Origin of the sequence: Kribbella antibiotica (assembly GCF_004349055.1) — a bacterium.
Taxonomy (GTDB): Bacteria; Actinomycetota; Actinomycetes; order Propionibacteriales; family Kribbellaceae; genus Kribbella; species Kribbella antibiotica.
This window is the reverse complement of record NZ_SMKX01000005.1, coordinates 79,436-102,049: the sequence shown is the minus strand read 5'-3', so window position 1 is coordinate 102,049 and position 22,614 is coordinate 79,436. Positions and strand designations below refer to the sequence as shown.

Below are 22,614 nucleotides of genomic sequence, written 5' to 3'. Positions count from 1 at the left end.
ACAGATGAGGGTCGCCCGTGGTGACGATGCAGGACGTGGCCACCCGGGCGGGCGTCACCAAGCAGACGGTGTCGAACGTGGTCAACGGCCGGGCCGCGGTCCGCCCCGACACGGCCGCACGCGTCCGGGCCGCGATCGCCGATCTGGGCTACAAACCGAACCTGGTCGCACGCTCACTGGCAACCGGTACGACGATGACTGTCGGGCTGATCGTGCCGACCGTCGCCAGCCCGTTCTACTCGGAGATCGTCGAGGAGGTCGAGGACGTTCTCGACCAGCACGGCTATCACCTGGTACTCGCGACGACGCGAGCCGACGGCGATCGTGCGAAGCGGCAGCTCGCCGGGCTGTCCAGCCGGCTGGTCGATGCGCTACTGATCGCCGGTGACCGGGACCTGACCGATCCGCTCGCGCTGCTGCCTGATCCTCGGTTCCCGATCGCCTTGTGTGCTTGGGAAACAGACATCCCCGATTCACTGCCGGTCGTCACCATCGACTACGAGCACGCCGGCTTGCTGGCCGGCAAACATCTGCGCAGCCTGGGCCACACGCGAGTCGCCGCGGTGGTCGAGTTGCCGACCCACGAACGGCGGCTGGCCGGTCTGCGGGCAGCCTTCGAGCGACACCGGGTGCGGATCGGGGACGACATGGTGTTCGCGCCGATCGAGGCCACCCCGGCCGGTGGGTTCGCCGCTGCCCAGGCAGCGCTGGCTGCCGATCCGGGACTGACGGCGATCTTCGCCTCGCATGACCTGCTGGCCCTGGGGGTGCTCGAGGCGGTGAAGGAGTCCGGCCGGTCGGTGCCCGGCGATGTCTCGGTCATCGGCTTCGACGACACTGCCCCCGTGGCGCTGACACACCCGGCACTGACCGCCATCGCCGTACCGGCCCGTCAGATGGCCCAGCAGGCAACCTCCCTGCTGCTGCGAGCCATCACCGAAGGCACTCCCCCAGTCAACTCGGCTCAGCTCCTGCGCACCTCACTCGTGATCCGCGACAGCACCGGACCAGCCCGCCGCTAGAAGCGCGGCGGCTCCACCCCCATTGCCTGCATCGTCTCGGTGTAGCGGTCGATGTTGCGGAGCTTGACGGTCTCGTAGCCGCGGACCAGATCAGGCAGCTCGGCAACCTGCACTGCGCGCTCGTACGACGTCTGGTCCAGCCCGGCGGCCAAGTCGGTGACCAGCGCGCTGTAGTGGTCGCGGAGAGCACGCTCGACCTTGCGGAGATGGGCGTAGCCGAACACGTCGGCAGGAGTGCCACGCAGCGGCTTCAGCCGAGCGAGGACGCGCAGCGCGCCGTGAGACTTGGGGCCGAAGGAGAGCTTCTTCTTGCGGCCCATTGCGCGCAGCGCCGGCGGGTGCAGCTTGAACGAGACCGTGCCGCCCGGGAACGACTCACCGGTCGAGTCCAGGAACTCCGGGTCGGTGAGCAGGCGGGCGACCTCGTACTCGTCCTTGTAGGCCATCAGCTTGAACAGGTTGCGTGCCACGGCCTCGCTGAAGCGGGTCTCGGCGGTGACGGCCTGCTCGGCGGCAGCGACGCGCGCCACCAGGTCGACGTACGAGTTGGCCAGCTTGACGCTCTGGAAGCCGACTAGGTCGGTCGCACGCTGCTCCACGAGCCGCAGTAGCTCGCCTTGGAAACCAGCAGCCGCGACCGAGGCCGGTACGGCGCGGACGGTGGCCGGGCGGGCCGTCGTACCGGCTGCGTTGAAGGTGGCCGGGTCGGTGACTGCCACGCGGCCCCAGCGGAAGGCTGCGATGTTCGCTGCCACCGAGGTGCCGTTGATGGTGATGGCTTCTTCGATGGCCGCGGCCGGAATGCGGAGAGCGCCGGTCTGGTACGCGGCGCCGACGAGGAGGAAGTTCGCGGCGATCGTGTGGCCGAACAGGCGATCCGCTGCCTCGAGGGCGTCGAAGTCGAACAGCTCCGCACCGGCAGTGCGGACGCGCTCCAGCAGCCCGGCCTCCTCCGGGTGCTGCACGGACGGGTCGTAGACCATCGCACCGGTTGCAGTGCGGCTGGTCGAGACGACGATCCGAGTGGTGGCAACGTTGCCGTAGGCAAGGTTGCGGTCCTCGGCCAGCGTGAGCAGGTCGAAGCCGAGGAAGCAATCCGCCGAGCCAGGTGTGAGCCTGTTGGCCGGCTCAAGCTCTCCGAGGGCGAACCGCAGGTGGCCGGTGACCGGTCCGGCCTTCTGGCTCAGGCCAGTCTGGTCGAGCGACTCAGCGGCGTACCCGGCGCGGAGTGCTGCCGTGGCGAGCACCTGGTTGACCGTGACGATGCCGGTGCCGCCGATGCCGGCCATGAAGACGTTCTGGGTGCCGACGACCCGGTCCTCGGCACTGCTCGCGACAACCGAAGGCGGCGTTGGGAACGACTTGCGCGCTTTGGGCTTCGCTTTGGCCTTGGGGCTCGCCGTCTCGATGGTGACGAAGGATGGGCAGTCGCCGTCGAGGCAGCTGTAGTCGGTGTTGCAGGAGGTCTGCTCAATGCGGGTCTTGCGGCCGTACTCGGTGTCGACCGGCTGCACCGACAGACAGTTGCTCTTCACGCCACAGTCACCGCAGCCCTCGCAGACTGCCTCGTTGATGACGACGCGCTGCGTGCGGGCCGGCAGGGTGCCGCGCTTGCGCTGACGGCGAGCGTCAGCGGCGCAGTGCTGGTCGTAGATGAGCACGGTGACGCCAGGGACGTCGCGCAGCAGCTTCTGGGCCTCGTCGAGGCGGTCGCGGTGCCAGAGCAGCGTTCCGGCCGCCAGGTCGCGGCGGCGGTGCCGTTCCGGCTCGTCCGCACACACGATGATCTTCTGCACGCCCTCAGTGCTGAGCTTGTGCGTCAACTGCGGCACGCTCAGCGCGCCCTCGGCGTCCTGCGCACCAGTCATCGCCACAACGTCGTTGTAGAGCACCTTGTAGGTGATGTTCACTCCAGCAGCAATACAAGCCTGTACGGCGAGTTGGCCGGAGTGGAAGAACGTACCGTCGCCCACGTTCTGGAAGATGTGGCCGGCGTCGGTGAACCAGGCCTGCCCGATCCACTGCGCGCCCTCGCCACCCATCTGGGTGACACCGGTGACCGAACTGTCCTCGCGGTCGGAGATGGTGACCATGGCGTGGCAGCCAATACCGCCACCGCCCATCGCCCCCTCAGGGATCGCAGTGGAGCGGTTGTGCGGGCAGCCGCTGCAGAAGTAGGCCGAGCGGCTGGTCGAGAGCAGCGGAAGCGGAATGCGCTTCGGGGCAGGCGGGGTGATCGTGACGAGGTCTTTGAGGACGTGCCGCAGCGGGGACAGCAGGCGGCCCGACGTGAGCTCGCCGTCGGCGGGGATCAGGGTGAGGTTGTTGAGGTCGCGCTTGCCGAGGATCTGCGGCGCATTCGGCGTACCGTAAAGGATGTCGCGGAGCTGGGTCTCGACGAACGACGTCTTGTCCTCGACCACGATGATCCGGTCGAGTCCCTCAGCGAACGTCTGAACGGTGCCGTGGGCAACCGGGCTCATCAGGCCCAGCCGCAGCACCCGGATGCCGGCCTGCTCCAGCGCATCGTCGGTGACACCGAGATCGGTGAACGCCTGGCGCATCGAGTCGTAACAGCTGCCCGAGGCAACGAATCCGACCCGGGCGTGGGGAGAGTCGATGTCGACCACGTCGAGCTGGTTGGCAACGGCGTACTGGCGAACGAGCTCGGTGCGGGGACCGACCATGTCGGCCTCGGCCCGCACGATGGCGTCGGGACGGAGGACCATCGGACGCTGCTCGTAGGTGTAGGGCTTGCCGTCCCACTCGATCGCGGGCACGACCGGGAGCACAGTGGCGGGTCCGACCGCCCAGGCGCCGTCGGCGACATCCGCCACGATCTTGAGCGCCACGACGCAGCCGGTCGCCCGTGACATCTCGATCGCGTGCAGGCCGAGGGTGACGATCTCGGCCGCGTTGCGCGGAAAGAGGACGGGGATGCCCAGTGCGGCCAGGGAGCGCTCGCTCACGGCCGGCACGGTCGACGACTTCGACGCGGGGTCATCGCCGACCAGGAGAACAGCGCCGCCGCGCGGATTGACGCCGTACATGTTGGCGTGGCGCAGTGCGTCCGTGGCGCGGTCAACGCCGGGGCCCTTGCCGTACCAGAAGCCGGTGATGCCGTCGTGCGTGCCGGTGCCGAGCGGCAGCTCGATCTGGCTCCCCCACACCGACGTCGCGGCGAGCTCTTCGTTGAGGCCGGGCACGAATCGGACGTCGTTCTCGTCCATCACGTCCTGCAGGTCGGCCAGCAGCTTGTCGAGCCCGCCGAGCGGACTGCCCTGGTAGCCGGACACGAAGGACGCCGTACGGAGTCCGCGGCGCCGGTCGAGCGCGCGGTGCTCGACAAGCAGCCGCGCAATCGCCTGTACGCCGGTGAGCAGCGTCGTCGGACCCGACGGGCGGAAGCGATTGCCGAGGTCGTACGGCGGTGCGGCGAGCCGCTCCACTGTGATCTCGGCAGGGGCGATGGTCGTCATCGGCTCTCCAGGGGGTCCGCGGCGGTTCCCACGAGCCTGAGGTCTGGTGGGTCCGGTCACAAGAGATGCCGTCGAGTTTGGCGACGATCCGCAACCTTTGCGCTGCTTTTGGTACTCCAGCCGCAACAGATGCGTTCTTCGAGGTAGTGTTTGTTGCGTGCCTGCGACCTTGGACTCCACCGACCGCGCCATCCTCGCACTGCTTGAGGAGAACGCCCGCCGCCCGCTGCGCGAGATAGCGACCGCGGTCGGTCTCACCGTCGCCCCCGTCCAGCGCCGCATCGCCCGCCTGGAGAAGCTCGGCGTCATTGAGCGCTACACAGTGCAGATCAACCACGGCCGCATCGCCACCGGCATCGAGGCGATGACCGAGCTCCACTTCGCCGACGACCTCGATCTCGCGCAGATCATGGAGTTCGTCGCCCAGATCCCCGAGGTCCGCGAAGTCCTCACCCTGGCCGGCGACCCCGACGCCCTGGTGCGCATCCAGGTGGAAGGTGTCGAGGACCTCCGCCGCGTCGTCAGCTCGCTGCGCTCCACCCGAGCCATCGCCAGCACCAAGACCCTCGTAGTCCTCGAACAGTGGACCCGCCGCGGCTGACTGACGCCGGGTTATCCACAGGTTGCAAAGTCGTCGTTTTTCGAGGCTCCGACGCTCGTATGTTCTTGGGCAAGGAGGTGCTCGATGAGTACTGGCAGGAAGAACAAGAGCGGCGACCAGCCGCACCCGGTCCTACGACCATTGACGATGACCCAGGTGAGCCGCCTGGTGCGACTGGCCGAGAACGCAGCATCGGCCCGCGGCTTTCCAATGCGGTACGACGGCGCGGGCGCGCTGCTGTCAACCACCGACCACGGCATGGCAGCCGGCCTCGCGAACCTCGCGCGCACCGTCGGCGGGTTACCACGACAGCAATGGCGAGCCGCCGTGTCCGCGCACTTCGACCAGATGTCCCCAGGCGGCGAACCACCCGAGGTCCCTGAAGACCTGGACAACGAGCTCTACCTACGCCTGGTCGATGCCTCCACGATCGATCCCGACTGGACCGAGCGCGTCCCCGAACTCGTCCCAGGCGTGCTCATTGCACCCGCCACCCATGCCGGCCGAGCCGTCGCACTGCACTTCGATCCCGACGCCCTCGGCCGCCCATGGCCGGAGCTCAACCAGATTGGCCTGGCCAACCTCCGCCGTCTCCAGGACACCGTCGAGCACATCCAGGTCCCCGGCGCCGAGCTCACGATGCTCGGCGGCCACATGTTCGCAGCCTCCCGGGCCTTGGTCCTCGACACCGTCCTCCGCGAGTCCCTCCACGTCGAGAACCCCTCCTTCGGCTGCCTGGTAGCCATGCCCGTCCGAGACATCCTGCTCATCCACGTGCTGCACGACCCAACAGTCATCTACGCCTTCGCAGCAATGGTCAAGCTGGCAACAACCTTCTACACCGAATCCCCAGGCCCCATCACCCCACACGTCTACTACGTCGCAGACAACCAATGGCACCAAATGACCGACTACACCAACGGCACAGCCGACCTGAAATCAACCGCCGCCTTCTCCAACGCCCTCAAACGCCTGGAAGCCCAAACCTCAACCTCACGCCCATAGGCTGCCCCGCTGTTCGCCGGGGTTTGGCCTAAAGCTGACTGGAGGCTCTTGCGGTGCGTCTTTGTCGCTAGGTTCCGTTGCATGACCGAACAGATTGCGTCGCGGCCGCCGACACCGAGGCCGGTGCGAGTTGTGCAGGTGGTGTTGTGGGTGCAGGCGGTTCTGAATCTGCTGGCCAGCGGGCTGGCGGCGTACGAGGTGAAGGAACGCTTCGACCACAACCAGGACGTGCTTCCGGTGGTGTACCCGATCATCGGAGTGGGACTGCTGGCTGGACTGGCGTTGCTGGCTTGTGCGATCTGGTTGCCGCTAGGCAAGTCCTGGGTGCGCCCGTTGGCCGTCTTCATCGAGATCCTGGTGATCCTGGTCGGCCTGGCCAACCTGGTTCTGGTCAGCCCGATCAGCCTGGCCGGCATCTTCCTCGCGATCGCAGTCTGGGCAACGTTGTTCAGTCCGCAGGTGACGGACTGGCTGGAGACCATCAATCCCCCGTGGCAGCGCTAGCCGCGACATTCCGTACGGCGGTTGCTCGCGGCGCCAGCGCCGTAGTGTGGGGCGATGACCCTGGTGTGTATCGGCGATCTGGTCGAGGACGTCGTGGTCTGGCCGCGTGAGGTGGTGCGGCAGGGCACGGACAACCCGGCACGGGTTCAGCGACTGCGCGGGGGCTCGGCGTCGAATGTTGCTGTGTTCGCCAGCGGTCTCGGGACGCCGGTTCGCTTCGTCGGGCGAGTCGGCGACGACCCAGCCGGTGCGGCGTTGGTGGGCCAACTGGTGGCGGCGGGTGTTGAGCCGAAGGTCCAGCAGCACGGGCATACCGGGACCATCGTCATCCTGGTCGATGCCGCCGGGGAGCGGACGATGTTCCCCGACCGCGCCGCCGCAGCCGAATTGGCCGACGTACCGGATGAGTGGATCTCCGGCGCGCGAGCCTGCCACCTTTCGGCGTACTCGTTGGTCGGATCTTCTTGGCCGGTGCTCTGCCGCGCCGCGGAGATCGCGCACAGCGAAGGCGCGATCCTCACCGTCGACGCCGCATCGGTCGCGCTCATTGACCAGGTCGGACCGAAGGAGTTCCGCGCCATGGTCAGCGCCCTGCGGCCCACCTATGTGTTCGCGAACCGCGCCGAGGCCGACATCGGCGAACTGCGTGACCTGACCGGTACGACGGTTGTCGTCAAGAACGGCGTGGATCCCACCGAGATCCATGCCCCCGGCGACCATTTCGCGACCGTCCGGCCGCCTGCGGTTGCCGCCGTACGGGACACGACCGGCGCCGGTGATGCGTTCGCGGCCGGCTTCCTCGCCGCAATCCTCAACACCGCGGATCCGATCGCCGCAATCGGGGCCGGCCACAGCCTGGCTAGGCGGGTCCTCAGCGAGCCTGGCGCCACCCTGTCCACCGATGACCCGGGAGCCGAAACGTGACAGCCATTCTTTCCGATGACGTGGCGCGAGCCTTGACCGACGGCCGCGCGGTCGTCGCTCTCGAGTCGACCATCTTCTCGACGCTCGGCCTGCCCGCCCCCGCGAACGCCGAAGCTCTCGAGGTCTGCAAACAAGCAGTGCTCGAGTACGGCGCCACCCCCGCCGTGGCCGCCATCATCGACGGCCGTCCCCGGCTCGGGCTGACCGCGGACGAGGAGAAGCGAGTCCTGCAGGGTTCCCGCAAGGTCGCCGAACGCGATCTCGCCGTGGCCCAGGCCCAGCAATGGGATGTGGGTGTCACCACGGTCTCAGCAACAGTTGCGCTGGCCCACGCCGCGGGAATCTCGGTCTTCGCCACCGGCGGTATCGGCGGCGTCCACCGCGGCTCCGAACTCACCGGCGACATCTCCGCCGACCTCGATGCCATCGCGAACCACCCGGTCATCACCGTCTCGGCCGGCGCCAAAGCATTTCTCGACTTGCCGAAGACACTCGAGTATCTGGAGACGGCCGGCGTACCGGTTCTCGGCTGGCAGCACGACTGGTTCCCTGCCTTCTACACCCGCTCAAGCGGCTTGCCAGTCCCCCACCGCGTTGACGACGAGCAGACAGTCTGCGACGTTCTGCGCTACCGCAGCCGCCCCAACACCGGTGTACTGCTCACCGTCCCGATCCCCGAGGCCGACGAGATTCCGGAGTCACGGATCGCCGCGGCCCTCGCCACCGCCCTGGAAGCAAGCGCGGGTATCACCGGCCCCGCCGTCACCCCCTACGTGCTGGCGAGGATCGAGAAGGAGACCGACGGCGAAAGCATCCCCGCCAACCTCGCTCTGGCGCGCAACAACGCAGTCATCGCAGCCCGCATCGCCGTCGCCCTGACGAAGTAGCCACGGCTTTACTTGCGCGAAGAAGTTGCCGCGGCGATCACCGTGGTCAGGCGTCCGTGCAGTTCCATCAGCTCGTCAACATTCATCCCCAGGCGCTCAACAATCGCGGGCGGCACCTCGAGCGCCTGATTGCGCAGCTCGCGTCCCTCCGGAGTGAGCGCCACCGCAAGGGAGCGCTCATCGGTGGTTGAGCGGTCGCGCCGCAGCAAGCCGGCGGCTTCGAGTCGCTTGAGGAGCGGCGAAAGAGTCGCGGGCTCCAACTGAAGCATGCCGGACAGGTCCTTCACCGAGACCGGCTCATGCTCCCAGAGGGCGAGCATCACGAGGTACTGCGGATGCGTGAGCCCCATCGGCTCCAGAACCGGGCGATAGAGGGCGATGACCGTCCGCGCGGCGACCGCGAGCGCGAAACAGACCTGGTGCTCCAGCGCCAGCGGGTTCTCGGTCTCCGTGATCTCCGTCATGTCGTGAGTGTAGCAATCTTCTGTACGCTAACGATTAGTACCCTAAGCAATAGGAGCAGGCATGGAACAGCGCGTGATTCGACGCCGGCGTACCCCTCGTCCGATGAACATCGAGACCGTCCAGCGCTGGGTCGCCTCCGCCATCCTCTTCCACGTCGGCAGCGTCCCCGCCATCACGTTGGCGGTCTACAGCATCGGGGTCGCGGCCGACGACTTCGGCCGCGGCGTCGGCCTCTGGATCATGTCCGGCGTGATCGGCATCCTCACCGCCGCCGGCATCCTCGCCATCTTCCGCCGCAGGCCGCTGTCACTCTGGCTCCTGGTCGGCATCCTGCCGACCGCCGTCACCGGCCTCTACATCTTCTGACTCACAGCCGGGCGAGCGCCCGGCGCAGCGGGTCGAGACCGAGCGAGCCGAGGTTGAGCGCGTCCCGGTGGAACGCCCGCAGGTCGAAGTCGGCGCCCTTGCGCAGCTTGGCCTCCTCGCGCGCCTGCAGCCAGATCCGCTCACCAAGCTTGTACGACGGTGCCTGCCCCGGCCAGCCGAGATACCGGTTCAGCTCGGCCTGCAGGAACCCGGTCTCCATCCGCGAGTGCGCCCGCAGGAACTCGAACCCCAGCTCCGCATTCCACTTCTCCCCCGGGTGGAACCCGAAGGGGTTGTCCCGCGGAATCTCCAGCTCCAAGTGCATTCCGATGTCCACGATCACCCGCGCCGAGCGGAATCCCTGGGCGTCGAGCATGCCGAACTTCACGCCCGGCTCGTCGAGATACCCCAGTTCCTCCATCAGCCGTTCGGCGTACAGGCCCCAGCCTTCACCGTGACCGGAGACCCAGCACCCGACGCGCTGCCACCGGTTCAGCAGGTCGGAGCGGAGCATCGTCTGCGCGACCTGAAGGTGATGCCCGGGCACACCCTCGTGATAGACGGTGGTCACCTCGCGCCAGGTCGCGAAGTCCGTGATCCCTTCCGGCACCGCCCACCACATCTGGCCGGGCCGCGTGGTCAGGTCCTCGCTCGGCGGCGTGTAGTAGATGACACCTTCGGAGGTCGACGCGATCATGCACTCGATCCGCCCGATCTCGGCCGGGATGTCGAAGTGCTTCCCACCCAACTCCTGGACGGCGCCATCGGCGAGCTCCTGCATCCAGTCCCGGAACGCTTCCTTGCCGTGAATCTTCCGCGCCGGATCAGCATCCAGTACGGCGGCCATCGCCGGGATGCTGCGGTCGCCGGAGTTCAACGCGGCCGCGATCGTCTGCATCTCCTGCTCGATTCGGGCCAGCTCCTGCCAACCCCATGCATAGGCCTCGTCCAGGTCGAGCTCCGCGCCGATGTGATCGCGCGAAGCAAGCTGGTACACCTCGCGCCCGACCGCATCCCGATCCGGTGCCTGCGGCAACAAGTCACTGGTCAGCCACTGACCGAACTGCCCGAAAGCCTTACTGGCCGCAATCGCGGCGGCCTCCACCTGGCCCTTGACCGACGACTCCGGCGCCTTCTCAGTCAGGCCGGTGAAGTAGTCGTTGCCTTCGGCCCCCGTCCATTTGGCGATCTGCCCGGCGAGCACCTGGACCTGCCGAGCCGCCGAGACCCGACCAGCAGCGGCCTGCTCCAGCAACGTCTCGCGGTACCCGTCGAGCGTCGTACCGACCTGATTCAGTCGCAGGCCGATCTTCTCCCAGTCCTCGTCGGTCGCGGTCGGCATCAGGTCGAAGACCAGCCGGAGCTCGACCGGAACACACGAGATCCCATTGAGTTCGTACTGCGGAACGCCCGCCTGGTAACGCTCGGCGCCGAGCTCGATCCGCTCCAGCAGCGCATCCTTGGCCGTCTCTTCGCGAAACGACGAGACCTCGACCGCCTTCGCCTCGGCGATCGTCGACCGATGCAGGTCGAGCAGCGCGCCGAACCCGTCCGGCGACCGGTCCGGAAGCTTGTCGTCGTACCCCTGCATCCCCATGATCGTCGCCGCGGCCGGCGACAACTCGGCATGCGCCGTCAGGAAGCGTTCGGAGAGCTCGTCGATCGGGCTGTGCGGTGCCGTCGTGTCCGTCATCCGGCGACGGTACGTCGCGGCCGGAGTGAGCGAAATGCCTTGCTGTGAAGGTTTTCCCGCATCTTTCGGGGTCCTTTCCGGACCCCGGAATTCAAGCCAGCGTTGGAATGAACGACTGCCGCTGGTGAATGGTGGCCGCGGCGTGCAGGCCTGATTCGACGGCACCTTCGATCCAGGCCGGCCAGCGTGAGCAGTGCTCGCCGGCGAAATGGATCCGGCCTTCGGGGCGAACGATGTCCGCGTGCAGGGTGCTTTGCTGTTCGGGTTCGAAGAGCGCGTACGCTCCCATCGCGTAGGGGTCGTCGTACCAGCTGTAGCTGACGCCCGTCTCGAACTCGGCCGCGATTTCAGGATGGATCGCGGAGACCTCCTGCAGTGCGCGCTCGACGCGGGTGTCCGGATCGAGCGCTGCCCACTGCAAGGCGTCCTGCCCCCAGGTGTAGCTCGCCAGCAGTACGGCGCGATCGTCTTGACCAGCAGGGTTGGACGGGTAGATGACTCGGCGGACCGGTAGGTCGGTGACCGTGGTCCCGCCGCGGATGTTGTCGGTCTGCTGCCAGAACGGCGTGCGGACCTGGAAGAAGATCTTGGTGGCGGCGTCGTAGTGCAGCTGCCGGACGGCACGTTGTTTACCGGCGGACAGCTTGATGTCAATGCCACGCAGGACGGAGAAGGGCAGTGTGCAGATCGCGTAGTCGGCGCTGAAGTCGAGCCGCTCCCCCGCCCGCCGGGCGTGCACGGTGACCGACTGGTCGTCCTGACTCACCGCACGAACCTCGGTGCCGAAGTGAATGTGCTGCTTGAGCCGCTGGTACAACGCCTCGGGCAGCCGATCCATCCCGCCGGTGATCTCCTGCAGGTCCTCATAGGCCCGGCCGACCATCTCGCGGAACTCCTGGATCACGCCGGTGCCCAGCGTCGACTCGGTGAACGTCATCACGGCGTAGCGTTCGATCGCCCCTTCGGACCAGCCGTTGCTGTGCAGGAAGTCGCGCAGCGAGAAGGCGTCGTACTTCGCCGTCAGCTTCTCGATCGCGCAACTACCCTCGCGCTGATAGAGATCGCGGACCTGCTCGATCGAGTCGTCCCACTGCTCCTCGTGCCCGCGACCCTCCTCATGCCGAGCCAGCTGGTACGGGAGCAGCGACGGATCTTCGCGAACCTCCCGCGCAGTAAAGCGCTTCCCGTCGATATAGACGAGGGTCTGGTCGTTGCGGGTGACCGCCGGTCGCAGGCGCAGACCCAGGTGCCGACAGTACGCCAGCGTCAACTCGTGCACGCGCGGAATCCGCATCGCCCCGGCCTCGGCGTACAGACCGGGTGCGAGACCGCGAATCGTGTGGATGCGCCCACCGACGCGTGAGCGCGCCTCCAGAATGATCGGTTCGTGCCCTTGTCGCAGCAGCTCATAACCCGCGATCAACCCGGCCATACCCGCACCGAGAATGAGGACCCGCTTGCGCGGACCGCCGTTCCGAGGCAACCCATAAGCCGGTACGGCGTTCGCCGGCCGGCCAACGCTTTCTTCGCCGTCCCACTGTGCACCCAGTGTCGGGCGCACGGGCCGATGGCGGGCGAGCCGCTGCTCGACCCTCACGGCGACAGGGTTGCCGCTGAGTCGGTCTCCGCTCGCGCCGCGCCGGTCACACCGGCACGCTCGGCCACCGTGCTGATCACCACGAGAAGCACAGTGATCGCCACCCCGCCGAGGACAGCGACGTTCGGAGTTGAGCGGTCGAGCACCAGCCCGGCGAAGATCGCGGACAGCGAGTACCCGACACCCTGTACGGCGTACTGCAGCGAATAGCCAGCAGTGTGCGCATTGGCCGGCAGGCTCTCCCGCAGTGACAGGTTGCGGGTCACCATCACGACGGCCTGGAACGAGCCGGCCACCAGCAGACCGGCGATGATGCCGACCAGGTTCGGAACCACAGCCATGATGGAGATGCCGACCGCGGTGGCCAGCAGGCAGACCAGACTCTGCACGCGAGCCGACCCTGGCCAGCGCCGCAGACCGAACACAAACGCCGCACCGGCCGAGCAAGCGGCGAAGGCCATCAGCAGTGGACCGGCCAGCCCAACCGACTGGTGCCGGAACTCCAGCAGTGCGGGCAGAACCAGCTCGGACACCGCCATCAGCGACATGGCCGCTGCGCTGGTCAGGTAGATCGGCCAGGCGCTCAGCAGCACGCGCAGCGCAGGGCGACTGGTGTCAGCATCCTCTTCCTCCGCCGCGCGGATAGAACGCATCAACAGCACCGACAGAGCCGCAGCTGCCAGACAGGCAGCCGACACAGCCAGCGGCGCCACACTCGACACCTGGAGTGCGAGCAGCACAACCAGGCCCGGTGCAGCCAGCCACAGGATCTCTTGAATCACCGCGTCCGCGCTGAAGGCTCGAGGCACATCGTCCTCAGAGACCAGACTGGTCAGAAGCGTTCGCAAAGCTCCAGGGCTCGCCGCTGGAGCCGCACCCGCGATGGCCGCGAGCAGTGCCAGCACAGCGACCGGTGCATCCGGTAACAACACCATCCCACCGAACGCTGCCGCAGCAACGCTCAGACCGATCACCAGGTGCGGTCGCATCCAGCGCTGGTGGATCAGTGTGCCCAGTGACGATGCACCGGCCACCTCCCCCACGATGTACGCCGCGGCCAGCACCGTGCCGGTCGAGTAGCCACCGGTCTTGCCGTGGCCAAGAAATACCAGCCCGAGTGCACCCATGGCATTGGGTAGCCGGGCCAACGAGGACGTCAGCACCCACGCCGCCAGCGGTCGGGTTGCCAGTCTTCGATACGACATGTTTCCGCCTCACCTGATCCGTTGTTCGCAGCGGCCGCTGACCCGGGCCGGCGTCAGGGCCGACAGTGCACTTTCCAGAATGCCGAACCCGTCCGGGCTCAGCACCGACTCCGGGTGGAACTGGAAGGATCGCAGGCGCGGCGCCACCAGCGCATGCACCTCACCCGTGTGTCGATCTCTGCTCAGCTCGACCGGACCCTGCAGCACCGGCGACCAGAACTCGTCGACTGCTGAGCGCGCAGCGAACGAGCTGTAGAAGCCGACGCGCGAGGTCTGCCCGAACAGGTCGATCGTGTGCTGAGCGCCCTGGTACGGGCGGTCGCGCCGCACCAGCGACAGCCCGAGTAGCTGACTGATCACCTGATGACCAAGGCACACTGCCAGTACCGGCTTGCCCATCCCGACCAGCCAGGACGCCCGTTCGCGCAAGGCGGCGATCTTCGGATGCCTCCGGTCGCGCGGGTCGCCGGGCCCCGGGCCCAGTACGACGACGTCGTACTGGTCGGCATCGAACGGCTGGTCGTGCGCGATGATCGCGACCTCCGCCCCGAGCGCGCCGATCTCCAGCGCCAGCATCGAGGTGAAGTCGTCCTCGGCATCGATCACCAGCACCCGCGTTTCCGCCGGGAGCGGTTGCACCGCGGAGCCACCGCCGCGCAGCCAGAACGGCGCCAGGATGTCGTTGCGGGCGGCAAGCGCCTTCTGCACCCGTGGATCTGCACCGAGACCAGCGACCGGCAACTGCCGGCCTGTCCGCGCGACCGGTCCGCTCAACGCCCGCAGCAAGCCAGACGCCTTGGCCCGCGTCTCTGCCGCCTCGGAGTCCGGATCAGAATGCCGTACGACGGTCGCCCCGACACCGAAGGTCAGTTGACCGCTGGCGGCAACCTGCGCCGACCGGATCAGAATCGCCGAGTCCATCGTCGAGCGGCCGGCGGCATCGCGCCCCAGCAACGCGACTGCGCCGCCGTAGTACCCGCGCCCTGACGGCTCGTAGCGCGCAACCGCTCGGCACGCACTCTCCAGCGGACTGCCGATCACCGTGGGCGCGAACAAGGTGCGACGCAGCACCTCGCGCGCGTCGAGGTCGGTCTCGCCCTCGATGAAGTACTCGGTGTGCGCCAGGTGCGCCATCTCTTTGAGGAACGGTCCGACGACACGACCGCCGTTCGGGCAGATCCCGCCCATCATCTTCAGTTCCTCGTCGAGCACCATGAACAGCTCGTCGGACTCTTTGCCGTCGTCCAGGAACGTCAGTACGCCGGCCATGTCCGGTCCCGACTGCGGATAGCGATAGGTGCCGCTGATCGGGTTCATCACGGCCAGACCGTCGGTCAATGTGACCTGTCGCTCCGGGCTCGCGCCGATGAACGTCTGCTCGCCGGTGTGCACCAGGAATGTCCAGTACGCGCCCGATTCCTGCTCCAGCAGCCGCCGAAACAGCGTCCCGGCGATCACCGGCGACCAGTCGCGCACCTGCGCGGTGAACGATCGGCGGAGGACGAAGTTGGAACCCTCACCCTGACCGATCTCGTCGTCGATCAGCTGCCGGACCAGGCCGGCGTACTGGTCGTCGTCCAGATCGAACCCGGCGCCGGACAGCTCAACCGATGCCTCCGGCAACTGTTCGAGGAGCGCCGCCAGGCCGATCAGCCGATGGTTGCGGACGGTCAGTCCCAAGAGCTCGGCATCGTCATCCGGATAGTCGAACCCGCGCTCCGCAACCTGCTTGTACGGCAGCACAGCCAGTACGTCGTCCGGCAGCTCAGCCAGCGATCCCGGCCGAACGATGTCCCCGGTGATGACGTCGACCATCCGGCCACCGGTGGACTCGGGCCGATACAGCAGCGCGAACGGCGGCGCGCCGGGCCGCAGCAACGAGGTGATGTCCACCGGTTCACTCATGGCTCACCATGACCGTCCGGTCGAAGGCCGCCAGCAACTGATCGGTACTGCGAACCGCAGCGCACGAGGCAGCGGCATACGTCAGAGCATGCTCGTGGCGCTCGCGGTCGAAGTCCGCCAGACCGTCCGCGATCAGGAAGGTCTCAATGTCGTTGCTGTAGGCATCAATCGTGGAAACGAGGCAGCCCAGATGTGCGTAGACCCCACCGATCAGGAGCTGATCCCGCCCGGTGCTGCGCAACAGGTCGAGCAAGCCGGTCTTGTGGAAGGCGCTGTATCGCCACTTCACGAGCTCGTGGTCGCCGGGTCGCGGCGCGAGCTCGGGAATGACCTGGCGATCGGCGGCGTCGGCGGTCATCCCGTTGCCCCAGAAGGCCTTGAGCAGGCCGCGCTCGGCCGGAGTCATGCTGCCCGGCTGAGCGGTGTAGACCACAGGTACGCCGAGTTGGGCGCAGGTCTCTCGCACCCGAACGAGGTTCGGGACCATCGCCGACCGTGGCTCGGCGGTCGGCTCGAACGGGCGCAGGAAGTACTCCTGCAGGTCGTGCAGCAGCAGAACCGAACGCGCGGGATCAGGCTGCCAGTCGACCCGCGAGAGCGGCAGGTCCGCCTCGCCGGGCATCGGGTAGGAAGCAATCGGGGCAATTCCCTGCGTCATCGTGGACCTTCTCCTCCGGCTGTCCAGCTCTCCATCACCGACACCGCCTGCCTCCGGTTGAGGCGCGGATCGCACAGCGTCGTACTGCGGCCGACGGTGTCCAGCGCTCCTTCGTGGTCGACGCATTCACCGACGTCCTCCGGCGTGATCTCCAGGTGGAGACCACCTGCCACGGCACCGCCGGCCCGGATCGCGGCGCCGAACTCGGACACCTCCGACCGGATCGTGGTCAGCACTCTGGTCTTGCGGCCGGCTCCGGTGAGCACGGTGTTCGCATGCATCGGGTCGCAGAGCCAGATCGCGGGATGTCCGGCCGCGCGGACCTCCTCGACCAGCTCGGGCAGCTGTTCGAAGGTCCGGCCGGCGCCGAGCCGGCTGATCAGCGTCAGACGTCCCGGCACTCGATCAGGGTCAAGGCGCTCGGCCAGCCGCAGCAGTTCGGCGGAGCTCAGCTTGGGGCCGACCTTCAGCGCGACCGGATTGGCCACGGCCGCGAGTAGCTGGACGTGCAGTCCGTCCGGGTCGCGCGTCCGATCACCGATCCACGGCCAGTGCGTCGAGGTGAGCCACAGGCGGTCGTCGGCACCGCGTCGTACCAGCGGTAGTTCGTAGTCGGCCAGCAAAGCCTCGTGACTGGTCCAGACCCGATCATCTCCGCTCGCAGCGCCGCGTAAGTGGTCGCTCGCATCCCGGGCAGCGCTGTAGCAAGTGAGCATTCGCAGCGGATCGGGACGCCGGGCTGACGGATCGGGCGCGGGGTCGTTGACGATCAGGCCGCGGAACGACGGCAGGTGCTGCCCGCCGGTCAGCTCGGTCGTCATCGAGCGCGGCTTGGCGAACTGCCCCGCGATCCGGCCGACGCGCAGTACCGGCGTCCCGTTGCGAGCCGACAAGAGGTCGGCCAACTCCGACAGTTGAGCGATCTTTGCGGTCAGGTACGGCGGCTTGCACTGGGCCGGGTCTTCCGCGCAGTCACCGGCTTGCAGGACGGCCAGTCGCCCGGCGGCGACCTCGGCGAGCAACCCGTGCAGGGTCGACACCTCTGCGGGCGTCACCAGTCCCGGACGGTTCGCGAGCTCCTTCAGCACCTGCCCGGCCTCATCGGCATCCGGCCAGTCCGGCTGCTGGGCAGCGGGGAACCGGCGCCAGGCAGCAAGGTCCTCAGCAGCCAAAGGCTCAGTGAACGACGGCAACGGCACAACCGTGAAATCGTTGTGGAGCATGGGTTTCCGCCAATTCTGCAGACACTGGTCCGGCGTCCATGAGGAGCCGCGGCCAACGTAACCGGCCTGGCCGAACCGGATCACCTACTCGTGTGGGTAGCCCGTCCGGCCCAGTTCGACGCGGCTCGAACTGCCGAAAAAGTTGCCTGCCCAGACGAGTAGTTGTTCGCGGGCGCGCCGCGCGGAACCGTGGCTGCCATGAGCAGACTGATCGTCAGCAACCAACTCACGGCCGAGATCGAGGCCGGAGAGCACGCCATCACCGCCGACTACGCGAAGATGCTGGGCCTCATCTCGCACCGGATGATCTGGTGCGCCGAGCCCGGTGACGTCGTGGTGCTGCCGACCGCGCCGGACGCCGATTTCGCCCGGCAGGTGTGGCAGCACCTGGGGCTGAGCCCGGAGCCGGTGATCGTCGTACCGCCGGCCGGTGAGCGCGGCGACGATCTCCTGTACGCCGATCGCTTCGGCGACCCGGCGTTCCTCGACGAGCTGCGCAAGCTGGTCGACTACCACGGCATCGACCAGCTCTACCCGTTCTACTTCGACGAACTGGCGGTGCGGCTCACCCGCGAGCTCGGACTGACCGCTGCGACGCCGGGGTTCGGGTTCCAGGGCCAGGGCGGGCACCAGATCGTCAACAGCAAGGCCTTCTTCCGCGTCCTCGCCGCCGGCCTCGGAGTCGACGTACCGGATGGCCGGGTGGCCAACGATGCGGCCGAGGCTGCCGAGTTCGCGGGGGAACTGCTCGCAGCTGGTGAGGTCGTGATCATCAAGCAGGACCTGCACGGCGGTGGATTCGGCAACGAGATCCTGAGCCCGGTGCCCGACCTGGAAGCGCTCGGCGCCGACCAGATCCACCACGTTCCGGACGAGGCCGCACTCGCCACCCTGCTCGACAACTCCTGGTCGCGGTACAGCCAGCAGGGGCGTCGGCGAGTTGTGGTCGAGCACTATGTGCAGGGTTCGCTGCCGATCTACATCGAGTACCTGATCACCGACGACGCAGTGCAGCCGGTCGGCAGTGGCGAGGTCCGGATGAAGCACACGGACACCGGGTCGATGATGATCGGTCTCGTGGTTCCGTCGCCGTCCGCGAGCCTGCCCGCGTTCCCGCGCTTCCTGGACGGTGCTGCTCAGCTCGGTGAAGCGCTGCGGAGCATCGGCTACCGCGGCTCGGTCAGTATCGACGCGATCGTGACGCCGACCGGCGACATCCTGTTCAACGAGATCAACGGACGGGTCGGCGGCTCGACGCACGTCCATCTGCTCAGCGAGCGGATCATCGGGCCGGACTATCTCCAGACGCGGACCCTGGTGATCCGCAGCTGGGCGCAATGGGATTCGCTGCCCGAGACGCTGGCCGCCATCGCCGCGAACGGTCTGGCGTGGGACCCCGAGAGCCGGACCGGCGTGCTCATCACCGGCGACGACTGGCAGTACGTCGTGGTTGGCACCGACCTGGACAGCGCGGCCGCGGCGGAGATCAAGCTTCGCGAGCTGCTGCGGCTCGACGAGACCGATGACTGACGGTCGCTTCGTCGGCCGCTCGGTCCTTGTCACCGGCGGCGGCAGCGGCATCGGCCGCGCGACCGCACTCGCGTTCGCGGCCGGTGGCGCGCAGGTCGTGGTATCCGGCCGCCGCCCCGAACCGCTGGCCGAGACGGTCGAGCTGATCGACAAGGCCGGTGGCACCGGATACGCCGTACCGGCTGATACTCGCATCGATGCTGAGGCGCGCGCTTTGGTCGAGGCGACGGTCGAGCGCACCGGCGGTCTGGACATTGCGGTGAACAACGCGGGCATTCCGTCCTGGGGCCGGGTCACCGAGATGGACCCGGCCGAGTGGCACGAAGTGGTCGACACCAACCTCAACGGCCTCTGGCTGTGTCTGCGGCACCAGATCGAGCAGATGCGGCACCACGGTGGTGGCTCGATCGTCAACGTGGGCTCGCGAATCGGCGCCCATATGCGCGTGAGTCACCAGAGCGCGTACGCGGCCAGCAAGTCGGCCGTCAGCACGCTGACCCGCAGTGCGGCGTTGGAGTACATCCGCGAAGGGGTCCGGATCAATGCCGTCAGCCCCGGCCCGACCGATACCGAGATGTCGGTCTGGCCCGGTGAAGCACCGGCCGACCGCGAGCGCCGGATCGAACGCGACGTACCGGCTGGGCGGTTGGCCGATCCGGCCGAGATCGCCGCTGCCATCGCGTGGCTGGCGTCGGCCGAGGCTGCCTTCGTGGTCGGCCACGACCTCGTCATCGACGGCGGCATGAGCGCGTGAAGTACCCGAACAGCCAACCGAGCAGAGGGAGGTGACGACGTGCGAGTTGCCGTCGTCGACGGACTGTCCAGCGGCCGCGAACTGACCCGCGAGCTGATCGCCCAGGGTGCGGAGTGCGTGCACGTCCTGAGCTCACCGACCCTGAGCACCTATTACTTGTCGACCTTCCAGCCGGCCGACTACGTGGTCGACCTCGGGTACGACGAGGATCGAACAGTGACCGCGCAGCGGCTGCTCGCCCTCGGCGTCGAGCACATCGTCGCCGGGACCGAGTCCGGCGTCCGGGTTGCCGATGAGCTCAACCACCTGACCGGTCTGCCCGGGAACGACTACGCGTTGTCCGGCGCGCGGCATCACAAGCACCGGATGGCTGCCGCACTGCAGGCCGCCGGTGTGGACGCACCCCGCAGCGGTACGGCGACCTCGGTGGCCGGCGCGGTCGCGTGGTACCGAGGTAGTGGCTTGGCCGATGTCGTGGTGAAGCCGGCCGCGAGTGCCACCACAGACCGGGTGCGTGTCTGCCGCAACGCCGAGGAGGTCGAGCGGGCCGCGGCCGGAATCGTCGGCACACCGAATGTCTTCGGTCAGCTGGACGACGAGGTCGTGGTTCAGGAGTTCCTGGCCGGGCGCGAATTCTCGGTCAACACCATCACGGTCAACGGTGTCCACCAGATCGTCGAATCCTGGGTGTACACGAAGACCCGGACCGCCGACGGTGCACCGATCTTCGACTTCGAAGAGCCCGCCGATCTCAATGCACCGGACACTCACGCCGTCCACGAGTACGTCGGCCGCGCACTGACCGCTCTCGGTATCCGGACCGGCGCCGGACACAGTGAGATCATGCTCACCGACCGCGGACCGCTGCTGATCGATCCAGGAGCACGACTGGGTGGCGGCGTACTGCCATGGGTTGCGACCAAGTTCATCGGTCACTCCCATGCGGCGTTGGCCGCCACCAGCATCCTCGAACCACAGCAGGTTCTGCGACTCACCGGCGAGATCCCGCGGCCGTGGACGAGCCCGATTCGCTATGTCTCGCTGATCAATCGGGCCGACGGGGTTGTCAAGTCCCTCGGCTGGCTCCGCCGGCTCGAATCGTTGCCGACGGCCCTTGCTGTCACGACCCGGCTCGAGCCCGGCGATCCGCTGCCCCGGACCACCGACCTCATCTCCTCACCCGGCTACATCTACTTGAGCGCCCAGACACCCGAGGAGCTGCGCACCGACTACGAGACGATTCGCCGCTGGGAGGACGACGGGCTGTACGCGAGCTAGGGCCCCTAGGCGCCATGCGGTCGCCGGGTGTCCGCCGTACCGTCGGGTGCGTACTGGCTGATCTCGATCCGCGACGCGATGTCGAGCTTGCGGAAGATGTTGCGCAGATGGAAGTTCACGGTGTGCGTCGAGCGCCGGATCCGGGTCGCGATCTGGCGATTCGTCCGGCCCTGGACGACGAGCTCCGCGATCTCCTGCTCGCGCTCGCTCAAGGTGTTCCACCCCGCCGGCCGCGGCGCGGCCGGTTGGTGAGCCATGGGGGCCGGCCGCGCGACCGGGTCGCCGGTCGGGCACATGGCCGCGGCGAGATCATGGGCGGCGTTGGCGCGCGCCCAGCGATGTTCCTGCTGTACGGCGGTCACCAGGTCGACCGGGTCGAGCCGAAGCGCTCCGCGAGCGTGGACCGCCATCAACGCGAGCTGTGGCATGTCAGGGTTGGCCTTCGCGACATGCTCGGTCACCCGGACGATCCGGCGCGCCAGCATCTCGTGCCCATCCCGGACTGCCGACCGCACTGCCCAGGCTGCGGCACCGTGCACCTGGGCCACGAGACCAGCCAACCGCGCATGCAGAGCGAAAGTGTCCGCCATCAGGTCCGGTGCGCCGACCGGCCACGGGCTTTCCGCGCGCAGTAGCAGCTGCGCCCAGTGGCAGGCGACGGTCTCCTCGCCGGTACCCGCCGCGGCCAGCAGCTCGTGGCACGTATCCAGGTCGGCACTGGCCGCATCGACATCGCCTGCGTACAGACGCGCGATCCCGCGATGCCCTAGAAACTGTGGCGTGAAGTACAGCTCGCCACCGGTGTCACCAGGGCCTGCGATGTTGGCCGCGATCGACCATTGCCCGTTGTGGATCAGCTCCTTGATCCGCAGGGTCGCCAAGGCAGCCTCGATCCCCGGGTACGGCGTAGCGGCCTGCAGCTCGCGTACCTCCTCGGCGAGCTGCCCGGCCTCGGCCAGCTCGCCGATGTCGATCAGCTTGTTGGCCAGCCCGATGCGCAGATACATGCGCCAGTACGGCGACGGAATCGCCTCCGACCGTGCGACCGCCTCCCGCGCCCACACGATCCCCTTCTGCAGCCGTCCGGCCTCCCACGCCGAATCAGCCAGTACGGCGAGTGCTGCCGCCGCCTCCGGATCGCCTTCCGGGGCAATGCCGTCGGTGCGTTCCAGGATCGCCTCGGCCCGTTGCCGTCCGTCCTCCCGATGAACGACGACGGCCGCCAGGATGCTCGCTGCCTTCGCTGCCTCGTGAACCACCGCCGGAGCCGTCGGGTCGGCCATCAGAGCGGCCGCGACCGCGCCGGCCTCGACCGGCCGGCCTGCGATGAACAACAGCTCGACCCGCAGACAGTGCAACCACGGCAGGGACGGATCAGCCCCTGCCAGCGCGATCAGTACGTCGGTGAGTCGCAGTGCGCCGTCGACCGACGTACCGCTGGCGATCCCGCGCAGCGCCGCGATCGGCACCCGTGCGAGGTCCTGCATGATGCCAATTGCGTGATCGAGAACCGCTGTT

The 22,614-nt window shown here is 67.8% G+C and carries 19 protein-coding genes; 10 read left to right on the top strand and 9 right to left on the bottom strand.

Annotated elements, in window-relative coordinates; genetic code table 11:
• Positions 1 to 26 precede the first annotated feature (26 nt).
• The gene (locus tag E1263_RS03090) at positions 27 to 1,022 is read left to right on the top strand and encodes a LacI family DNA-binding transcriptional regulator (protein WP_238161051.1); all 996 of its coding nucleotides are present in this window, start codon (positions 27 to 29) and stop codon (positions 1,020 to 1,022) included.
• On the opposite strand, the gene E1263_RS03085 is transcribed toward E1263_RS03090, so the two are convergent.
• Positions 1,019 to 4,501 carry an indolepyruvate ferredoxin oxidoreductase family protein gene (locus E1263_RS03085; protein ID WP_132165096.1) on the bottom strand — a complete coding sequence of 1,161 codons (3,483 nt, stop codon included), beginning with the start codon at positions 4,499 to 4,501 and terminating at the stop codon, positions 1,019 to 1,021. The genes E1263_RS03090 and E1263_RS03085 overlap by 4 nt on opposite strands.
• 157 nt (positions 4,502 to 4,658) lie before the next feature.
• On the opposite strand from E1263_RS03085, the gene E1263_RS03080 reads away from it, so the two are divergent.
• The 5 genes from E1263_RS03080 to E1263_RS03060 all read left to right on the top strand — a co-directional run bounded on the left by E1263_RS03080 (position 4,659) and on the right by E1263_RS03060 (position 8,422).
• Positions 4,659 to 5,102, top strand: coding sequence for an Lrp/AsnC family transcriptional regulator (locus tag E1263_RS03080; protein ID WP_132165094.1), 444 nt, complete (start codon positions 4,659 to 4,661; stop codon positions 5,100 to 5,102).
• 84 nt (positions 5,103 to 5,186) lie between these two features.
• A complete protein-coding gene (locus E1263_RS03075) occupies positions 5,187 to 6,107 on the top strand; it encodes a hypothetical protein (protein ID WP_132165092.1) in 921 nt (306 codons plus the stop codon).
• An 81-nt stretch (positions 6,108 to 6,188) separates the two neighbouring features.
• Entirely contained in the window at positions 6,189 to 6,611 is a 423-nt protein-coding gene (locus E1263_RS03070; protein WP_132165090.1) for a hypothetical protein, read from the top strand.
• Positions 6,612 to 6,665: 54 nt separating this feature from the next.
• Positions 6,666 to 7,535, top strand: a complete 870-nt coding sequence (locus E1263_RS03065) for a carbohydrate kinase family protein (RefSeq protein ID WP_132165088.1) — start codon at positions 6,666 to 6,668, stop codon at positions 7,533 to 7,535.
• Positions 7,532 to 8,422, top strand: a complete 891-nt coding sequence (locus E1263_RS03060) for a pseudouridine-5'-phosphate glycosidase (protein WP_132165086.1) — start codon at positions 7,532 to 7,534, stop codon at positions 8,420 to 8,422. Before E1263_RS03065 ends, E1263_RS03060 begins: the two co-directional genes overlap by 4 nt.
• A gap of 8 nt (positions 8,423 to 8,430) precedes the next feature.
• Here E1263_RS03060 and E1263_RS03055 read toward each other — a convergent pair whose 3' ends face one another.
• Positions 8,431 to 8,886 carry a MarR family winged helix-turn-helix transcriptional regulator gene (locus E1263_RS03055; protein WP_132165084.1) on the bottom strand — a complete coding sequence of 152 codons (456 nt, stop codon included), beginning with the start codon at positions 8,884 to 8,886 and terminating at the stop codon, positions 8,431 to 8,433.
• Between the two features lie 103 nt (positions 8,887 to 8,989).
• Between E1263_RS03055 and E1263_RS03050 the strand changes: the two genes are divergently transcribed.
• Complete coding sequence (locus E1263_RS03050; RefSeq protein ID WP_132165082.1) at positions 8,990 to 9,253, top strand: hypothetical protein; 264 nt, start codon at positions 8,990 to 8,992, stop codon at positions 9,251 to 9,253.
• Between the two features lies 1 nt (position 9,254).
• Here the strand turns inward: E1263_RS03050 and E1263_RS03045 are convergent, their stop codons facing one another.
• From E1263_RS03045 to E1263_RS03020, 6 genes are all read right to left on the bottom strand, one after another.
• Entirely contained in the window at positions 9,255 to 10,946 is a 1,692-nt protein-coding gene (locus E1263_RS03045; protein ID WP_132165080.1) for a DUF885 domain-containing protein, read from the bottom strand.
• 91 nt (positions 10,947 to 11,037) lie between these two features.
• Complete coding sequence (locus E1263_RS03040) at positions 11,038 to 12,543, bottom strand: flavin monoamine oxidase family protein (protein WP_202868699.1); 1,506 nt, start codon at positions 12,541 to 12,543, stop codon at positions 11,038 to 11,040.
• A complete protein-coding gene (locus tag E1263_RS03035) occupies positions 12,540 to 13,748 on the bottom strand; it encodes an MFS transporter (protein ID WP_132165078.1) in 1,209 nt (402 codons plus the stop codon). Before E1263_RS03035 ends, E1263_RS03040 begins: the two co-directional genes overlap by 4 nt.
• 9 nt (positions 13,749 to 13,757) lie before the next feature.
• Complete coding sequence (locus E1263_RS03030) at positions 13,758 to 15,653, bottom strand: anthranilate synthase family protein (protein ID WP_132165076.1); 1,896 nt, start codon at positions 15,651 to 15,653, stop codon at positions 13,758 to 13,760.
• A complete protein-coding gene (locus tag E1263_RS03025) occupies positions 15,646 to 16,311 on the bottom strand; it encodes an isochorismatase family protein (protein WP_132165074.1) in 666 nt (221 codons plus the stop codon). Before E1263_RS03025 ends, E1263_RS03030 begins: the two co-directional genes overlap by 8 nt.
• Positions 16,308 to 17,534, bottom strand: a complete 1,227-nt coding sequence (locus E1263_RS03020; protein ID WP_132165072.1) for a 3-deoxy-7-phosphoheptulonate synthase — start codon at positions 17,532 to 17,534, stop codon at positions 16,308 to 16,310. Before E1263_RS03020 ends, E1263_RS03025 begins: the two co-directional genes overlap by 4 nt.
• 198 nt (positions 17,535 to 17,732) lie before the next feature.
• On the opposite strand from E1263_RS03020, the gene E1263_RS03015 reads away from it, so the two are divergent.
• The 3 genes from E1263_RS03015 to E1263_RS03005 are packed head-to-tail and all read left to right on the top strand — an operon-like array spanning position 17,733 to position 21,096.
• Positions 17,733 to 19,064: a preATP grasp domain-containing protein gene (locus tag E1263_RS03015; RefSeq protein ID WP_132165070.1), complete on the top strand. Its 1,332-nt coding sequence runs from the start codon at positions 17,733 to 17,735 to the stop codon at positions 19,062 to 19,064.
• A complete protein-coding gene (locus tag E1263_RS03010) occupies positions 19,057 to 19,818 on the top strand; it encodes an SDR family NAD(P)-dependent oxidoreductase (protein ID WP_132165068.1) in 762 nt (253 codons plus the stop codon). The genes E1263_RS03015 and E1263_RS03010 overlap by 8 nt, the downstream gene beginning before the upstream one ends.
• Before the next feature lie 39 nt (positions 19,819 to 19,857).
• Entirely contained in the window at positions 19,858 to 21,096 is a 1,239-nt protein-coding gene (locus tag E1263_RS03005) for an ATP-grasp domain-containing protein (RefSeq protein ID WP_132165066.1), read from the top strand.
• A gap of 5 nt (positions 21,097 to 21,101) precedes the next feature.
• On the opposite strand, the gene E1263_RS03000 is transcribed toward E1263_RS03005, so the two are convergent.
• Positions 21,102 to 22,583 (bottom strand): helix-turn-helix transcriptional regulator, encoded by a 1,482-nt coding sequence (locus tag E1263_RS03000; protein ID WP_132165064.1) that lies wholly within the window; start codon positions 22,581 to 22,583, stop codon positions 21,102 to 21,104.
• Between the last annotated feature and the right edge of the window lie 31 nt (positions 22,584 to 22,614).

Excerpts from the sequence above, each read along its gene's own strand:
- E1263_RS03030 (WP_132165076.1), bottom strand. The coding sequence starts at position 15,653 with ATGAGTGAACCGGTGGACATCACCTCGTTGCTGCGGCCCGGCGCGCCG.
- E1263_RS03055 (WP_132165084.1), bottom strand. The coding sequence starts at position 8,886 with ATGACGGAGATCACGGAGACCGAGAACCCGCTGGCGCTGGAGCACCAG.
- E1263_RS03050 (WP_132165082.1), top strand. The coding sequence starts at position 8,990 with ATGAACATCGAGACCGTCCAGCGCTGGGTCGCCTCCGCCATCCTCTTC.
- E1263_RS03085 (WP_132165096.1), bottom strand. The coding sequence starts at position 4,501 with ATGACGACCATCGCCCCTGCCGAGATCACAGTGGAGCGGCTCGCCGCA.
- E1263_RS03015 (WP_132165070.1), top strand. The coding sequence starts at position 17,733 with ATGAGCAGACTGATCGTCAGCAACCAACTCACGGCCGAGATCGAGGCC.
- E1263_RS03010 (WP_132165068.1), top strand. The coding sequence starts at position 19,057 with ATGACTGACGGTCGCTTCGTCGGCCGCTCGGTCCTTGTCACCGGCGGC.
- E1263_RS03000 (WP_132165064.1), bottom strand. The coding sequence starts at position 22,583 with ATGCAGGACCTCGCACGGGTGCCGATCGCGGCGCTGCGCGGGATCGCC.
- E1263_RS03090 (WP_238161051.1), top strand. The coding sequence starts at position 27 with ATGCAGGACGTGGCCACCCGGGCGGGCGTCACCAAGCAGACGGTGTCG.
- E1263_RS03070 (WP_132165090.1), top strand. The coding sequence starts at position 6,189 with ATGACCGAACAGATTGCGTCGCGGCCGCCGACACCGAGGCCGGTGCGA.
- E1263_RS03045 (WP_132165080.1), bottom strand. The coding sequence starts at position 10,946 with ATGACGGACACGACGGCACCGCACAGCCCGATCGACGAGCTCTCCGAA.
- E1263_RS03065 (WP_132165088.1), top strand. The coding sequence starts at position 6,666 with ATGACCCTGGTGTGTATCGGCGATCTGGTCGAGGACGTCGTGGTCTGG.
- E1263_RS03020 (WP_132165072.1), bottom strand. The coding sequence starts at position 17,534 with ATGCTCCACAACGATTTCACGGTTGTGCCGTTGCCGTCGTTCACTGAG.
- E1263_RS03025 (WP_132165074.1), bottom strand. The coding sequence starts at position 16,311 with ATGACGCAGGGAATTGCCCCGATTGCTTCCTACCCGATGCCCGGCGAG.
- E1263_RS03075 (WP_132165092.1), top strand. The coding sequence starts at position 5,187 with ATGAGTACTGGCAGGAAGAACAAGAGCGGCGACCAGCCGCACCCGGTC.
- E1263_RS03035 (WP_132165078.1), bottom strand. The coding sequence starts at position 13,748 with ATGTCGTATCGAAGACTGGCAACCCGACCGCTGGCGGCGTGGGTGCTG.